The organism is Microvirga ossetica (assembly GCF_002741015.1).
In the GTDB taxonomy this organism is placed as follows: domain Bacteria; phylum Pseudomonadota; class Alphaproteobacteria; order Rhizobiales; family Beijerinckiaceae; genus Microvirga; species Microvirga ossetica.
In genome coordinates, this window is the sequence record NZ_CP016619.1 from 942,538 (window position 1) to 956,973 (window position 14,436).

Annotated in this window: 15 protein-coding genes; 7 read left to right on the plus strand and 8 right to left on the minus strand. The window is 62.9% G+C overall.

What is annotated here, in order from left to right; translation table 11 throughout:
- Window positions 1–23 precede the first annotated feature (23 nt).
- The 6 genes from BB934_RS42725 to BB934_RS42750 all read left to right on the plus strand — a co-directional run bounded on the left by BB934_RS42725 (window position 24) and on the right by BB934_RS42750 (window position 6,029).
- Window positions 24–1,091: an ABC transporter ATP-binding protein gene (locus BB934_RS42725; RefSeq protein ID WP_418294825.1), complete on the plus strand. Its 1,068-nt coding sequence runs from the start codon at window positions 24–26 to the stop codon at window positions 1,089–1,091.
- Window positions 1,088–2,182, plus strand: a complete 1,095-nt coding sequence (locus BB934_RS42730; protein WP_099515594.1) for an ABC transporter ATP-binding protein — start codon at window positions 1,088–1,090, stop codon at window positions 2,180–2,182. Before BB934_RS42725 ends, BB934_RS42730 begins: the two co-directional genes overlap by 4 nt.
- Before the next feature lie 435 nt (window positions 2,183–2,617).
- Complete coding sequence (locus tag BB934_RS42735) at window positions 2,618–4,117, plus strand: ABC transporter substrate-binding protein (RefSeq protein WP_099515695.1); 1,500 nt, start codon at window positions 2,618–2,620, stop codon at window positions 4,115–4,117.
- Window positions 4,118–4,123: 6 nt separating this feature from the next.
- Entirely contained in the window at window positions 4,124–4,780 is a 657-nt protein-coding gene (locus BB934_RS42740) for a cupin domain-containing protein (protein WP_099515595.1), read from the plus strand.
- A gap of 15 nt (window positions 4,781–4,795) precedes the next feature.
- Entirely contained in the window at window positions 4,796–4,957 is a 162-nt protein-coding gene (locus BB934_RS51370; protein WP_099515596.1) for a cupin domain-containing protein, read from the plus strand.
- A 16-nt stretch (window positions 4,958–4,973) separates the two neighbouring features.
- On the plus strand, window positions 4,974–6,029 hold the full coding sequence (locus tag BB934_RS42750; RefSeq protein ID WP_099515597.1) for a tartrate dehydrogenase: 1,056 nt from the start codon (window positions 4,974–4,976) through the stop codon (window positions 6,027–6,029).
- A 68-nt stretch (window positions 6,030–6,097) separates the two neighbouring features.
- Here BB934_RS42750 and BB934_RS42755 read toward each other — a convergent pair whose 3' ends face one another.
- The 5 genes from BB934_RS42755 to BB934_RS42775 all read right to left on the minus strand — a co-directional run bounded on the left by BB934_RS42755 (window position 6,098) and on the right by BB934_RS42775 (window position 10,360).
- Entirely contained in the window at window positions 6,098–6,442 is a 345-nt protein-coding gene (locus BB934_RS42755) for a RidA family protein (protein ID WP_099515598.1), read from the minus strand.
- 3 nt (window positions 6,443–6,445) lie between these two features.
- The gene (locus tag BB934_RS42760; RefSeq protein ID WP_099515599.1) at window positions 6,446–7,957 is read right to left on the minus strand and encodes an FAD/NAD(P)-dependent oxidoreductase; all 1,512 of its coding nucleotides are present in this window, start codon (window positions 7,955–7,957) and stop codon (window positions 6,446–6,448) included.
- Entirely contained in the window at window positions 7,954–8,262 is a 309-nt protein-coding gene (locus BB934_RS42765) for a (2Fe-2S)-binding protein (RefSeq protein WP_099515600.1), read from the minus strand. The genes BB934_RS42760 and BB934_RS42765 overlap by 4 nt, the downstream gene beginning before the upstream one ends.
- The gene (locus BB934_RS42770; RefSeq protein WP_237050693.1) at window positions 8,243–9,358 is read right to left on the minus strand and encodes an NAD(P)/FAD-dependent oxidoreductase; all 1,116 of its coding nucleotides are present in this window, start codon (window positions 9,356–9,358) and stop codon (window positions 8,243–8,245) included. Before BB934_RS42770 ends, BB934_RS42765 begins: the two co-directional genes overlap by 20 nt.
- Before the next feature lie 114 nt (window positions 9,359–9,472).
- A complete protein-coding gene (locus BB934_RS42775) occupies window positions 9,473–10,360 on the minus strand; it encodes a LysR substrate-binding domain-containing protein (RefSeq protein WP_237050694.1) in 888 nt (295 codons plus the stop codon).
- Between the two features lie 171 nt (window positions 10,361–10,531).
- Here BB934_RS42775 and BB934_RS42780 point away from each other — a divergent pair, with 171 nt between their 5' ends.
- Window positions 10,532–11,986, plus strand: a complete 1,455-nt coding sequence (locus BB934_RS42780) for an NAD-dependent succinate-semialdehyde dehydrogenase (protein ID WP_099515602.1) — start codon at window positions 10,532–10,534, stop codon at window positions 11,984–11,986.
- Window positions 11,987–12,113: 127 nt separating this feature from the next.
- On the opposite strand, the gene BB934_RS42785 is transcribed toward BB934_RS42780, so the two are convergent.
- The 3 genes from BB934_RS42785 to BB934_RS42795 all read right to left on the minus strand — a co-directional run bounded on the left by BB934_RS42785 (window position 12,114) and on the right by BB934_RS42795 (window position 14,432).
- Window positions 12,114–12,299 (minus strand): DUF1127 domain-containing protein, encoded by a 186-nt coding sequence (locus BB934_RS42785; RefSeq protein ID WP_099515603.1) that lies wholly within the window; start codon window positions 12,297–12,299, stop codon window positions 12,114–12,116.
- 638 nt (window positions 12,300–12,937) lie between these two features.
- Window positions 12,938–13,390: a Cu(I)-responsive transcriptional regulator gene (gene cueR, locus BB934_RS42790; RefSeq protein ID WP_099515604.1), complete on the minus strand. Its 453-nt coding sequence runs from the start codon at window positions 13,388–13,390 to the stop codon at window positions 12,938–12,940.
- A 22-nt stretch (window positions 13,391–13,412) separates the two neighbouring features.
- Window positions 13,413–14,432, minus strand: a complete 1,020-nt coding sequence (locus BB934_RS42795) for a 2Fe-2S iron-sulfur cluster-binding protein (protein WP_099515605.1) — start codon at window positions 14,430–14,432, stop codon at window positions 13,413–13,415.
- Window positions 14,433–14,436: the final 4 nt, after the last annotated feature.

Consider the following 14,436-nt stretch of genomic DNA (forward strand, 5'->3'; position numbering starts at 1 on the left):
AAAGCAAACCAGAGGAGGCTTTCGTGATTATGGAAAAGAGCACTTCGGCTGCCGAGGCCCATCCTCGTCCAGGCCAACCGTTGCTGGAGATCAGCAATCTTCAGGTGTCGGTGCCCGACGCTCCGAACGTCGAGCCGATCATCGACGGGATCAGCCTGCGCATCAACGCCGGAGAGGTCGTCGCGCTGGTGGGCGAGTCGGGGTCCGGCAAGAGCATGACCGCGCTTTCGCTGATGCAGCTCCTTCCCACAGGCCTCAAGGCGACCGCGGGCACGATCATGTTCGACGGTGAAGACATCCTCACGATGTCTCAGCGGCAGCTGAACCATCTCCGCGGCGGCCGGGTCGCGATGCTGTTTCAGCAGCCTCAGGCGATGCTCGATCCGACCTCCCGCATCGGAACGCAGGTCGCCGAGCCCATGCGGATCCATCGCCACGTGGACCGCACCACGGCCAAGGCGCGCGTTTTGGAGCTCCTGGGCGAGGTCGGCATCCCCGACCCCCGCGCCCGCGTGGATTGCTTCTCTTACGAGCTGTCAGGCGGCATGGCTCAGCGCGTCATGATCGCCGCCGCTCTGAGCGCCAATCCCGATCTTCTGATCGCGGATGAGCCGACGACCGCGCTCGACGTCACCGTTCAGGCTCAGATTCTCAAGCTCCTGGACGACGAGCGGCGCAAGCGTAAGCTGGCAGTCCTGCTCATCACCCACGATCTCTCGATCGTGTCCGCCTTGGCCGATCGGGTTGCGGTCATGTACTCGGGTCGGATCGTCGAGGAAGGGCCAACCCAGCGGATTTTGAAGTCTCCTCAGCATCCCTATACCAAGGCGTTGATTCAGTGCTCTCTCTTGAAGGCGGATGAGGAAGGCAATCTTTTCTCAATCCCAGGCGGCGCGGCCCAAGCACGCGACCTCCACAAGGGGTGCCGGTTCCTTCCCCGGTGCGGCACTGCCGCGTCAGGCAATCTTCACGAGCGGTGCACCGGTCTCGAGCCGGCACTCGATTCCTACAACGACTGCTGCAAGGCCCGATGCTGGGCCGTCAGACCCGATGGCGCCCATTCCGACGTCCACGAGGAACGCAGACCATGACCTTGTATGATCCCATCGAGCGCAATCTCTCGCGAGACAAAGGGACCGACCAGAGCGAACCCTTCGTCGTGGTGCAGGATCTGGTTAAGCACTATCCGGTTCCCGGCTTTCCGAGAGGCCGCTCCGTCAAGTCCGTCGACGGCGTCTCCTTCACGATCAACGAGGGCGAAATTCTCGGCCTCGTCGGGGAGTCCGGCTGCGGCAAAAGCACGATCGCGCGGGTGCTCATGCGTCTGACCCCACCCACGAGCGGCGTCGCCAGGGTAGACGCCCGCAACATCCTCGCGATGAAAGGCGAAGAGTTGCGGCGCATGCGGCGCACCATGCAACTCGTGTTCCAGGATCCGTTTGCTGCCCTCGATCCTCGCATGACGATCGGCGAGAGCATGGAGGTTCCTCTGGCGCAGCACGGCATCGGTCACGCGCGGGAGCGCCGTGACCTCGTCCTACGGATGTTGAACGACGTAGGCTTGGATGCCTCGTTCTACGGCCGCTATCCGAAGCAGTGCTCCGGCGGCCAGTTGCAGCGTGTCGTGATCGGCCGCGCGCTTCTGCTCAAACCCTGGTTTCTCGTCTGTGACGAGCCCACGTCCGCGTTGGACGCTTCCATGCGCACTCAGATCCTGAACCTGCTCATGGACCTCAAGCGGCGCTTCTCGCTCACGATTCTCATGATCTCGCACGATCTTCGCGTGATGCGGTACATGTGTGACCGGATCGCCGTGATGTATCTCGGACAGATCGTCGAGGTCGCCGAGCGGGATGAACTGTTCGAGCACCCACGGCATCCCTACACGCGCGCGCTCATCGCTTCCTCGATGCTTGAGGAGACAGGACTGAAGTCATCCGCGAGCCTCCTGAAAGGCGAAGCGCCGAGCCCGCTCAATCCACCGTCTGGATGCCGATTCCATACCCGGTGCATCTATGCCCGGCAGGCCTGTTCGGAGAACGTACAGGATCTCCTCCAAGCGGGAGACAGCCACTCGGTGCGTTGCCAGTTCTGGGACCACTTGGACGAGGTTCCGCAGCAGTCGGCTCGATTGAGCGACGATAGGAGCAAGGAGCCTGTTGTACACGCGATGTCGGCATAAGCGGCGGCCGGATTGGGTGGTCCGTTCGGAGCGCCCACTGCATCAGAGTTGACGAGGGCGGATCGCATTCGGGGTCTGCCAATCAAGTATTTGTGCTCTTTGGCAGCGGTATATTTTAGCACAACTGCCTTAGAACGCAGCTCTCAGCAGCAGATTCGACCGAATTAAGAAGACGATGCTGAAGTTACTTGACATTCCCAAAGGGGAAGGTCGCTCAATAGTGGCGGTTCGCATCGTCGGGAGAGATAGAAGTTCTGCGAAGAACCTGTCATCCGGTGCGCCCCCGCATCCGTGCAGGTGCCGACCTGCGGCGGGAGCCTCGGTGAACAGACGGTCCGATCAACACGGACGCGCCAGAACGTGGAAGCGATGCGGTTCACTTACGCCGGACGGTGCCTCTGGGCATCTGCCGGAGCGACACAAGGAATGGGGAACATGCGCAATCATCGCCTAACATTCGCACTCTGTGCGGCAACGCTCTCAACATCGGCCTTTGCTCAGGCAGCCGGCGCCAACACGATCCGCATGGTCGACTGGTGGAGTCCCAAAACGGGCTGGGAGATGGCCTCTGACGATGCCTTCGTCGGCAGTCGCTCGGGCTGTTACGAGAGCCTTGCGCGGATCGGCTTCGACAACACCCTTCAGCCGTCCCTCGCAACATCGTGGACCCAGACCTCTCCGACCACTTGGGAGTTTACCCTTCGGGACAACGTGAAGTTCCAGGACGGACTGCCCCTGAACGCGGAGAGTGCGGCCAACGCGCTCAACAATCTCCTGAAGGCCGCCATGCCGGCCCGCGCCTTCTCGCCCAAGGTGATCAAGTCAGTCGAGGCGGTCGGCGACAAGGTCGTCAAGATCACCACCCTCGAACCCTCGGTCCTGCTGCCCCTGCAGATGGCAAGCCCCGCTACATCAATCCTCTCCCCGTCTGCCTACAAGGACGGAAAGATCAACCCGATCAACGCCTGCACGGGGCCGTTTGTCATCACCGAGGTGGATCCGACCCGCGCGACCGTTAAGCGCAACGAGAACTACTGGGGCGGGAAGCCCACTCTGGACGGTGCGGAAATCCGCTTTATCTCGGATGCGAATACCCGTGCTACGCAAATACGCACCGGTGAAACGGATATCGCTCGCTTGATCCCGCCCTGGATCGTGAGCAAGCTGAAGACTACGCCGGGGGTGAAGCTTGAGGCGGTCAACGCCCCGCGGACCACCATGCTGTTAATGAACAACAAGAAGGCGCCCTTCGACAACATCAAGGTGCGCCAGGCGGTTCAGGCTGCCATTGACAATGCCAGCCTCGCGGCCGCCGTGTACGAAGGTGCGGTGCAACCGGCCGTAGGACCGTTCGTCTCCACCGACCCCTGGGCGCCGAAGGACCTGAAGCCAGCCTTTGACGTCAAGAAGGCCAAGGCGCTCCTCGAGGAAGCCGGGGTGAAGCCTGGCACCCTCAAGCTCAATCTCCTCGCCTACTCGAACAAGACCGAGTTGAAGGATGTGGCCGCGGTCATCCAGGAGATGCTCAAGAACATCGGCATTCAGGTCGACATCAAGGTTGCGGAATATAATGCCATCGAGCCCGACATGATGTCCGGCAACTATGACATGGGCCTGATGTCCCGCGGTTATCTGACCGATGCGGCCGAGCCAGCGAGCTACCTGAACGCAGACTACAAATGCAAGGGCGCTTTCAACATCTCGCAATACTGCACCCCGGAAATGGATGCAAAGCTCGAGGCGATTTACGCGACCCCCGAGCCAGAGAAGCGGCTACCGATGTATGCTGACATCGCCAAGAAGGTCCAGTCGGAGGCGCTGACGGTCTTCCTCATTCACGAGACCTCCTACGACGCGTATTCGACCAAGGTGAAGAACTTCAAGTCGCACCCGCTCAACTACTATGTGCTCACTCCATCCTTGTCGCTTAACTGATCGAGCATGCTAATCGGCCGGCGGCACTCTCTGGTGCTGCCGGTGCCCATGATCTTGAACCGGCGCCCGCGCTCGCGGGCGCTTTCACATCGCCCCACGTTCCCGAGTCGCACCGCCATGCATCCCACCTACACCGACCTTCGCGCATCGGCGCCCAATCCATCGACGATCGCCCGGAATGACCCCGCCAATCGAGCGGATTCCTTCGCTCCCTTCCGTCAGAGCCTGGCCATCGGCGATCCGAATCTCGACGTGGGCTGGTGCCTGCTTCCGGCAGGCGAAGGCGCGTCCGATGATGTCCCGCAGCACGAGTTGCTGGTCGTGCTCGAGGGCAAGATCGATATCGAGGGAAAGGAGGGTGGCGCAAGTTTGCGGGCTGGCAGCAGTCTGATCGTGCCGAAGGGTGGATCCTTTCGCTGGAGCGTAGCGGACCAAGCGAAACTTGTTTTCATGCGCTATCGCGCTGAGGATGCGCAGGACGGCGCCGACCTGGTCTTTGTTGATCCGGATGTCCCGCTCTCCCCTTCCGGTAGCCCGGCGGCGGAGCTTCTCTTGAGCGAAACCCCATCCTGCCGCAACAACACGCTCTACGCCACGCCGACGCGCCACTGGAGCGCGGGAGTTTGGGATTCGACGCCCTACCACCGGGCGCCGATGGTCTAAGCGCATTACGAACTGATGCACATCCTTGAGGGCAGCGTCCGCATCACGGATGACCAGGGACGGGCAACCACGTTCGGACAGGATTCCATTTTCCTCGTCCCGAAGGGCGCAACGTGCAGCTGGCTCAGTGAAGAGCATGTCCGCAAAGTCTGGGGAATTCTGAGAATCCCCTCGTAATGCTAAGAGAAGCCGAATGAAGTCTCATAAGATCGCGCTCATTCCGGGAGACGGAATTGGCACGGAGGTCCTCGATAGCGGCTGGCGCGTCCTGACAGCCGCGTCGGATAGGTTCGGCTTCCGATTGCAGAGCCAGACCTTCCCCTGGTCCTGCGATTACTATCTCCAGCACGGCCGCATGATGCCGGATGACGGCATTGAGCAACTGCGCGCGTTCGACGCCATCTATCTCGGCGCGGTGGGCTGGCCCGCGCGGGTGCCGGACTCGGTCTCGCTGCACGGATTGCTCCTGCCGATCCGCAAGGCCTTCGACCTGTACGTCAACTCCCGCCCGCACCGTCTTCTCGACGGCGTGGCAGGCCCCCTGCGCGCGGGATCCTTCGACATCCTGTGCATCCGTGAGAACACGGAAGGCGAATACAGCGGCGCCGGCGGCCGAGTTCATGTGGCCACGCCGAACGAGGTGGCGGTGGAGACATCCGTGTTCACGCGCCGTGGCGTGGAGCGGATCATCCGGTACGGCTTCGAAATGGCGCGCACCCGCAAGAGGCGCCTTGCGTCGGTCACCAAGTCCAACGCTCAAAAATACTCCATGGTGTTCTGGGACGAGGTGACGGACGCCCTTGCGGCCGAGTACCCGGACGTGGAGGTCACGCGCTACCACGTGGACGCGATCGCAGCGCGGTTCGTCACCCATCCGCAGACCCTCGACGTGGTCGTTGCCTCCAACCTGTTCGGCGACATCCTGACGGATATCGGAGCTGCCATTCAGGGCGGTTTGGGCTTCGCGGCGTCGGCGAACGTCAATCCGGAAGGGGGCGTCCCGTCCATGTTCGAGCCGGTGCATGGATCCGCGCCGGATATCGCCGGGCGCGGGATTGCCAACCCCCTGGCCACGATCTGGGCCGGCGCTCTCATGCTCGAGCACCTCGGAGAATCCTCCGCCGCGCAAGCGATCGTCAAGGCGATTGAGGATGTGACTCGCCAGAGACTGGTGCGCACCCCTGATCTTGGGGGCCAAGCCACAACGCAGGAAGTCGCGCAGGCCGTGATTGCGGCCCTGATGGTCTGACACTTCGATACTTGCAAGGGCAGCAGGCTGCATCAGGAATGCCTGATGCAGCCTCTTTCACGGGCGGTCTACTTCGCGGCCGTCGCGGTCATTTCGATCAGGGTGCCCTTTCCCAGATTCGACACGCCGACGGTCGCGCGCGTGGGAAAATTCTCGGGCGCCAACCAAGCCTTCCAGGCCAGATCCATATCCGGCTTCTGATCGAATTCCGTGATGAAGATCGTGACTGACAGAAGACGTGACTTGTCCGTTCCAGCCTCGGCCAGGAATCCGTCGAACTTGGCGAGGATCTGCTCCGTCTGTCCTCGCATGCCGACGGACACGTCATCCGCCGTCGTCCCTGCGATGAATACGAGGCCGTCCTTCTCGACGACACGGTGCATGATGGGTGTTTGAATGTGCCGGTTGATCATTTTCTATCCACGGGATTGAGGATGACTTGCCGAGACCGACTGCTCCACGAAGCCGGCCACTGCCTTGATCGCGCTGTCCGACTGGGGCAGAGCCGCGAGTTCCTTGAGCGTCACGGGTTTGATGGGTGTCCTCACGTTGTAGTACCCCACCTCCCCTGGCGCGACGCCGCGCTCCTGCGCGATGATCTCGGTGACGGTGAGCCCGCACAGACGGCCTTGGCACGGCCCCATGCCGCACCGGAGGTAGGCCTTCATCTGATTGGGGCCACGCACTCCGAGGGGCATCGTCGCCCTGATCGCACCGGCAGTCACTTCTTCGCAGCGGCAGACGATCGTCTCAGGGCGCGCTGGTATGCGGAAATCGTCACCAGGCCTAAACAACTCATCGATGAATGGCCGCCCGCGAAGCGCCGTCCGCAGTCTGGCGCGGACCGGCGCGGCGCGCTCGTCCCGCTCGGCCTCGCTCAATCGGCCCAAGCGCCAGGCTGCCGCCACGCCAGCGAGGGCGCCATGCAGAGCAGAGCCTTCCGCTCCGATGATCCCGCCGGCGTCGCCTGCGATCGCGATGTCCGGCATTGAGGTCTGGCACCATTCGTCGACCGTAGGCGTGAACGTTGCCTGACGCTCGTTCCATCCAGACGCGCAGCCTGAGGCCAGGGACAGGTTGAGGTTGGGAACGATGCCCTGATGCAACAGCAGGAGATCCGCCGGCAGGCGCTCGGTTCCTCCGCGATGGGTTACCACCACCTCCGCCAGACCGCCATCGCCGGCTGCCTCGAGTGCGATGACGTTGCGGATCACACGGGCCTGGCGGTGAACCTGTGCGAGCAGCCTCGCGCCCTTCAGTCCGTAGGCGGAGCGGGCAAAATCGAAGGCATGCGCCAGAGCGCGCCGCTTGTTGCCGTTCGGGGTGGTATCGATCACCGCGATCACGGAGGCGCCTGCGCCAATCAACTGGGCGGCGAGAAGATACAGGAGCGGGCCTGTGCCTGCGATGACGGTGCGTCCGCTTGGCACCAGTCCAGCCGTCTTCAGGGCGATCTGGACGCTGCCCGCGGTCATGACGCCGGGCAGCGTCCAGCCCGGGATCGGAAAAGGCCGCTCCAACGCGCCGGTCGCGAGGACGGCTCGGCGAGCCTGGATCATCCGCGCGGCCCCCGCGAGGGAAATGCCCACCTCGAGGCCGGAAGCCTCGCCCACTTCAGGCTCGTGTGGTGCAATGCTCCACACGCTCGCCCGCGCGGCGTACTCCGCGGACGACGCCAGAAACCGGGTGACGAGCCCCGCGCCGGCGGCGTAGTCCTTGCCCAGGCGCGCCTTGGTGGCAGCGCTTGCCTCCGTGATGCCCCGGTAGATCTGGCCGCCGGGACTTCCGTTCTCGTCGCAGAGAAGGACGCTCAGGCCGTACTCCGCGGCGGTGGCGGCCGCGCTGAGGCCGGCGGGACCGGCTCCGACGACCAGCAGATCATAGACCTCCGCCAAGTCGGACACGGTGTTGACGCGTTGCACGCTCATGCGGAAATCCCTATCGAATAAGTGGCGGCTCCGTGCTGCGTCTCCACCCGCATCCCCTCCTCGACCGGTGTGAGGCACGCCTGTCGGTTGCCGCGCCCATCGATCGCCACGAGGCACTCGAAGCAGACCCCCATCATGCAATAGGGACCGCGCTCGGCTCCCGAGACCGGCGTTGTGCGGAACCGCATGACACCTGCTGCGAGAAGTGCGGTGGCGACAGTGTCGCCCTTGAAGGCCGTGAGGGGCGTCCCGTCGAACGTGAAGGTGACGAGATCACCTTGGTGATCAGGCAGCCGCCGAAACATCGAACCGCTCCGAGGAGAACGTGGCCAAGCTCGCGGGGATTTCGCCTTGGGCGATGTGTCCCGCGATGGTGAAGGCATGGTTGGCGGCGAGGGTGACGCCGGAATGGCAGGCCACCGCGAAGGCTCCCGGGCAGCTGCGGGACTGCTCGTAGATCGGAAACCCATCAGGCGTGATGATCCGGAACGCCGCCCAGATCCGCACCACGTTGAGTTCGCCGATGATCGGGAACATGCGCATGGCCCGGTCGGCCAACACGGCTGTGACGGAGGCCCGCGGACGCTGGTGATCCATCGTCGCCTCCTTGCTCTCCCCGATGATCACGCCGCCCTCGTCCACCTGCCGGATGTTGCCGACCGGATGGTGCAGGAACGGCACCGTCTTTTCCGTCACGATGATCTGGCCACGGCTCGGCACCAGCGGCACGAAGAGGCCGACCATCGGCGCGAGACGAGTATTGCCGATGCCGGCCGCGAGCACGATCCGTCCCGCCGACAGGGCGCCCCATGGCCCCTCTACGGTGAAGACGCCGTCCTGATGGCTGATCCGCTCGACATGGTGTTCGGGCAGATAGGCGGCTCCCATCCTGTGCAGCGCCGCGTGGAAGGCGCGATACAGGCGCAAGGGATTGGCATGGCCGTCAAGCGGGCTGTAGATCGAGCCCGCCACGGTGGGGCCGATCGCAAGCAGGCGGGCTTTCGTCTCGCGATGGTCCAGGATCTCGTACGGGTACCGGGCAATGTTCGGCTGGCTCTGCAGGTTGTTCATGGCATCGATGCCACGCTGCAGTTCCAATTCGGTGAGGCGGATGGAGAAACCCCCGGGCTGACTGAAGCCTGGATCGATTCCCGTCTCCCGCTTCAGCTCATCGGAAAGAGCTGGCCAAAGCGCCGCTGAGGCTTGGGTCCAGTTCGAATATTCCGGCTTGCCCAAGCCTTTGCCTTGCACCCAAACCAGCCCGAAATTGGCCCGAGCGGCGCGGAAGGCGGTGTCACCCTCGTCGAGCACGGCGACGCGCAACCCCAAGCGGGCGAGCCCCCAGGCGATGGATGCGCCCAAAAGACCACCGCCGACGACCAAAACGTCCCTGTCGGTCATGCGTTCGCCCTCCTGAAGTGCCATGGTCCATTGTGTTCCCATCGCGCGTGCATTCCGTCAATTTTCATTTGCTTCTGCATGCATGCGTGAATGTGATGACCGGCACGTCCACTCCTAGGGCCGCCACCGGCGGGCGTGGGCTGCGAACTCGGCTTGAAAGGTACTGGCGAGAGCCGAGGCGGGACGCTGCTGCGAGCGCAGGGAGATAAAACCCGCCTCGATCCGTGTAGTGAACGGCCGCGCCACCAGTCCCCGTCCGAGGAACTCCTCGGCCGCGTATGGGCTGACGATGCTGAGCCCCGTCCCTTCGCTCACCAGCAGGCAGGCGATCTGCGCGAGTGTCACCTCCGCGACGATGCGATAGGGGACGTCCGCGAGAGCCGCATCAATACGCGACCGGAACAGCGTTCTCGTCGAGACGCTAATCAGGGCCTCGCCGGCAAGATCGGCGGGCGCGATAATCTCCTGCGCCGCAAGTCTGTGATGCTCGGGCATGATCACGACCGCCGCAGCCTCGAAGCTCTCAATATCGTGAAGCGGCTGGTCGATTGGCTTGTCCGCATATCCGAGATCCACCCGGCCCGCCGTCACGGCTTCGACGACGAGATGAGATGGCAGACCAACCAGCGAGACATGCACATTCGGTCTGTTGCGCATGAAAGCAGCGACGAACCGAGGCAGTGCGCCGCTCATCAGGACAGGCATCGCGGCGATGCGCAACGATCCGGCCTGGTTGGCTTTGATCGCCTTGGCCATGTCCGCAATGCGCGACAGGCCAACAAAGGATCGCTCGACTTCCGCGAAGAGCGTGACGGCGTCGGGCGTGGGGATGACCTGGTATCCTCTCCTCTCGAAGAGCCGGAGGGCAAGATGGGCCTCGAAATCGCGAATGAGACGACTGACGGCGGATTGAGTGACGTAGAGCATGTCGGCCGCGGCGGTCATGCTGCCAGTGAGCATAACCGCACGGAAGGCCTCGACCTGCCGTGATTGAATTGTCATCCTGTGGTTCATGGACATTCCACCCGATCGCGCATGATCGCGTCTTGGCAGTTTCTGAATCTGCTGAAGTGACGGTGATTTCGTCGTGTTCCTACTGTCATACGGTCAAATTAAGAATTCTCTTTCGTCCGACCTCGGTAGCATAGGGAGACCTCGAGGAGCGGGAACGACATGGATATCACGCACACGCCCCTATTCCGAACCCAGGCTTATGTCGGCGGACAGTGGATCTCAGCGAAATCAGGCCGCACGATCCCCGTCGATAATCCGGCCACAGGAGAGATCGTCGGGCATGTTCCCGACCTTTCCGGCGCCGACACCCGCGACGCCATCAGCGCTGCCGAGGTGGCCTTAGACCGCTGGCGGGGAACGAGTGCAGCGGAGCGGGCGGACCTGCTGTTGCGCTGGAATCAGCTCATCCTCGACAATGCCGAGGAGCTGGCCGCCATCATGACCCTGGAGCAGGGCAAGCCCATTTCCGAGGCGCGCGGCGAGATCCAGTACGGCGCCAGCTTCGTGCGCTGGTTTGCCGAGGAGGCGCGCCGCGTCTATGGCGAAACCATCCCCGCCCCCACCGCCGACCGCCGCATCATCATGCTCAAGCAGCCGGTGGGCGTCTGCGCCGCGATTACGCCCTGGAATTTCCCCAATGCGATGATCACGCGCAAGTGCGCACCTGCCCTGGCGGCAGGCTGCAGCATCATCGTGAAGCCGTCGGAGCTCACGCCCTTCTCGGCCCTGGCTCTTGCTGCCCTGGCTGAGCAGGCAGGCATTCCGGCCGGCGTCTTCAACGTGGTCACCGGCATGCCGCAGGAGATCGGCGCGGAGCTGACGGGCAATCCGACGGTGCGCAAAATCTCATTCACCGGTTCAACCAAGATCGGCCGGCTGCTGATGGAGCAGGCCGCGCACAACATTCAGCGCGTGAGCCTCGAACTCGGCGGTAATGCCGCCTTCATCGTGTTCGATGACGCCAATCTGGATGCGGCTGTGGCGGGTCTGATGGCAAGCAAATTCAGGAATGGTGGGCAGACCTGCGTCTGCGCAAACCGGATTCTCGTTCATGCCAAGATTTATGATGCCTTCGCCGAGCGTGTGAGCGAGGCCGTCAAGGGCCTTCAGGTGGGCCAGGGTCTTGCCAAGGATATTACAATCGGTCCGCTGATCAACGGCGCCGCCGTGACCAAGGTTCGGGAGCACGTCGCGGATGCGCTGGACAAGGGAGCTCGCGCTGTGGTCGGCGGCAGGAGCCATCCGCTCGGTGGCCGGTTCTTCGAGCCCACTGTCCTCACGGATGCCGGATGGGACATGAGGTTGGCGCAGGAGGAAACCTTCGGGCCCGTTGCGCCGCTGTTCCGCTTCGAGACGGAGGACGAGGCAATCCGCATGGCGAACAACACACCCTACGGCTTGGCCTCCTATTTCTACACCAACGATCTCAACCGCTCCTGGCGCGTCGCCGAGCGCATCGAGGTCGGCATGGTGGGCCTCAACACGGGCTCCGTCTCAATGGAGGTCGCGCCGTTCGGGGGAGTCAAGCAGTCCGGCATCGGACGCGAAGGATCCCACCTCGGGATCGAGGAATATCTTGCGACCAAAACCTTCCACATCGGCGGCATCTCATAAGGACGCCGCGAACTTTCGGAAGGTACAGAAACGAAGTGGGAGGCTGATGACGAAGCAGCCTCCCACTCGTTGTGTCCCTAACGTTCTAACAAGTTGGCTCCCCGGGAGCCGAACTCAAATGGCCGGATCAGCGGCTTTCCAGCACGATCTGATGCAGGCTCTTCCATGCAGCGCCTCCCGCGGAGGCCTGATGGTCCCCCCGCGTGAGGCCGAGTTCCGACAGTTCACGGCAGTTGAGGCTGCGCAGCTCGCGAGCCGCCTTCCAGCGCTTTGCCGAAGCGAGGATCCTGCCGAGGATGACCGATAGAAACATAATGTCTGCTGCCTTTGATAACGCTGTATGACTGTTGGCCGGCCTTGCGGGAACACCGGATAGGGCATTCGGGACTGCCGACCTGGAGTGGATAATTGCTGGTCAGAGATCTAATCGCTGCAGTGCAAAAAAGAAGCGCTCAGGATGCGGCTTGCTTATGCAAGCAGCACATGGCTTGGACAATTTAGGCACACGGGCGAAAGCCGCTTAAATTTTCAGCAGATTGGGGCTCTCGGATAGCAGACGGGTCTGCGCCTGTTCTGCCGGGTCCTGCCGAGATGTGTGAGGCCCACAGGCAGACTGATGCACGGTCTGTGTGGTGGAAGGAGATAACAGGTCTCGCTCTCTTTCGGCACAGTGAATTTGTCGCTGACGCGGGTGGAGATGACCTTGCTCCTATTACCCGTGATCCGCTGCTGCAGCGTCTCCCATCGGCAAAGGTAATTCGTGTCGAGCGCAGTAGAGGATCGCAGGTTTCCCGCTGAATCAACATTACATCTCTTGCGCGCATGGCACGCAGTGATCGCCGCAGCAGGGGGCTCAACATCACCATGCGGACTGTCCTGCTCGGTTCTCACGCATCCAGCGGAAGGGCCGCCAGAGGCGCTTCCTGCCGCCCGAAAGTGGCGGCAGGCGAGTCAGTGCGAATGGTTGCAGGTGGTCATGGCCTTCGTGCGCTTGGCCTCCTTCTTGTCGCCGGGTCCGAATGCTGCGATGTCGTCCAGGATCGGGCAGTCGGGCCGCCCATCTCCGTGGCAGTTGCCTGCCAGATGCCGGAGCGTCCGGCACATGGACTGCAGGGATTCGATCTTGGCCTCCAGATCCCTCACGTGTTTGAGCGCAAACGACTTCACGTCCGCGCTCGCGCGCTCTCTGTCGCGCCAGAGGGCCAGAAGCTCTGCCGTCTCCTCTATGGAGAAGCCAAGACCCCGCGATCGGCGGATGAACCGCAGGGTATGGACATCCTCATCGCTGTAGACTCTGTAGCCGCTCTCCGTCCGCGTCGCGGCGCGGATGAGCCCGATCCTCTCATAATACCGCACCATTTTGGCCGATATGCCGGAGGCTTGCGCTGCTTCACCGATGTTCATCGTATATGCTCGTGATCAGACGTTAGGAGGCCTGTAGAATGCTTGCCTTCTCGGCCGCTGTGAAGAAGGCATCCGCATGGCAGTGCTCAGGGGAGAGTCCTCGGCCCACGAGAATTTCCGTGACACCGTCAACCAGTTGCGGCGAACCGGCGAGGTAAGCTTGCCATCCTCCGAGGTCTGCCAGATCCTTCTCGAGGGCGCGCCGCAGGCGCTCCCGGTTTCCGCCCTCGCCCTCGTTGGCCACGACTGGCGTATAGGCGATGTTCGGATGACTCTCTGTCAGAGCGCGGATCTGCTCCTCTCGGTAGAGGTCCTCTCTTGTCCGAGCCGCAAAATACAAATGGATTGATTGGGTGAGCCGCAGGGAGGCGGCTGACCCAAGGATCGACAGGATCGGCGCCAGCCCCGACCCGCCGGCCACCGCAACGATGGGCCCGGTCTGACGTGGACGCAGGTGAGCAGTCCCGATAGGACCGCGCACGAAGACCGGATCGCCCGCCGTCAGGCCTCGAGCCACGTAGCTGCTGGCTGAACCGTCCGGGACATGCCGTACGTGGAACTCGAGCGTGTCCGAGCCCGGCTGGTTGGCCATGGAGTAGTGCCGTGGCGGACAGCCCGGGAACGTCAGTTCGGCGTACTGTCCTGCGGAGAACCGGAGCGGAGCTGCTGACTCGAGCCGGATGTGGACAATTGTGATGTCCGGCGCTGCCCGCTCCAGAGTCACCACCCGTCCCGCCTCCTGGCGCAGGGGATGGTTGGCCGTGTCGCTCCCGAGCCAAGCAACGGTGCAGTCGGAGCGCGGTCGGGCCCGGCAGGCCAGAATGAAGCCCGATTGTTTGTCCTTCTCGGTCAGCGAAAAGGGCGTATGCGGAAGGTGATCGACCTCGCCCGCGATGAGGCGGGACTTGCAAGTCCCGCAGCGGCCAACCTGGCATCCGTACGGATAGGCGACACCGGAGGTTACGGCGGCCTGGATGATCGTGGTGTCCTCGGCAACCTCCAACGTTGACGAGGTGTTCGCGACGGTGACGGTGAAACTCATGACG

Coding starts and splice junctions, on each gene's coding strand:
- BB934_RS42775 (WP_237050694.1), bottom strand. CDS start 10,360: ATGACAATTCAATCACGGCAGGTCGAGGCCTTCCGTGCGGTTATGCTC.
- BB934_RS42755 (WP_099515598.1), bottom strand. CDS start 6,442: ATGATCAACCGGCACATTCAAACACCCATCATGCACCGTGTCGTCGAG.
- BB934_RS42795 (WP_099515605.1), bottom strand. CDS start 14,432: ATGAGTTTCACCGTCACCGTCGCGAACACCTCGTCAACGTTGGAGGTT.
- BB934_RS42785 (WP_099515603.1), bottom strand. CDS start 12,299: ATGTTTCTATCGGTCATCCTCGGCAGGATCCTCGCTTCGGCAAAGCGC.
- BB934_RS42740 (WP_099515595.1), top strand. CDS start 4,124: ATGCTAATCGGCCGGCGGCACTCTCTGGTGCTGCCGGTGCCCATGATC.
- BB934_RS42765 (WP_099515600.1), bottom strand. CDS start 8,262: ATGTTTCGGCGGCTGCCTGATCACCAAGGTGATCTCGTCACCTTCACG.
- BB934_RS42730 (WP_099515594.1), top strand. CDS start 1,088: ATGACCTTGTATGATCCCATCGAGCGCAATCTCTCGCGAGACAAAGGG.
- BB934_RS51370 (WP_099515596.1), top strand. CDS start 4,796: ATGCACATCCTTGAGGGCAGCGTCCGCATCACGGATGACCAGGGACGG.
- BB934_RS42760 (WP_099515599.1), bottom strand. CDS start 7,957: ATGAGCGTGCAACGCGTCAACACCGTGTCCGACTTGGCGGAGGTCTAT.
- BB934_RS42770 (WP_237050693.1), bottom strand. CDS start 9,358: ATGACCGACAGGGACGTTTTGGTCGTCGGCGGTGGTCTTTTGGGCGCA.
- BB934_RS42735 (WP_099515695.1), top strand. CDS start 2,618: ATGCGCAATCATCGCCTAACATTCGCACTCTGTGCGGCAACGCTCTCA.
- BB934_RS42780 (WP_099515602.1), top strand. CDS start 10,532: ATGGATATCACGCACACGCCCCTATTCCGAACCCAGGCTTATGTCGGC.
- BB934_RS42750 (WP_099515597.1), top strand. CDS start 4,974: ATGAAGTCTCATAAGATCGCGCTCATTCCGGGAGACGGAATTGGCACG.
- cueR (WP_099515604.1), bottom strand. CDS start 13,390: ATGAACATCGGTGAAGCAGCGCAAGCCTCCGGCATATCGGCCAAAATG.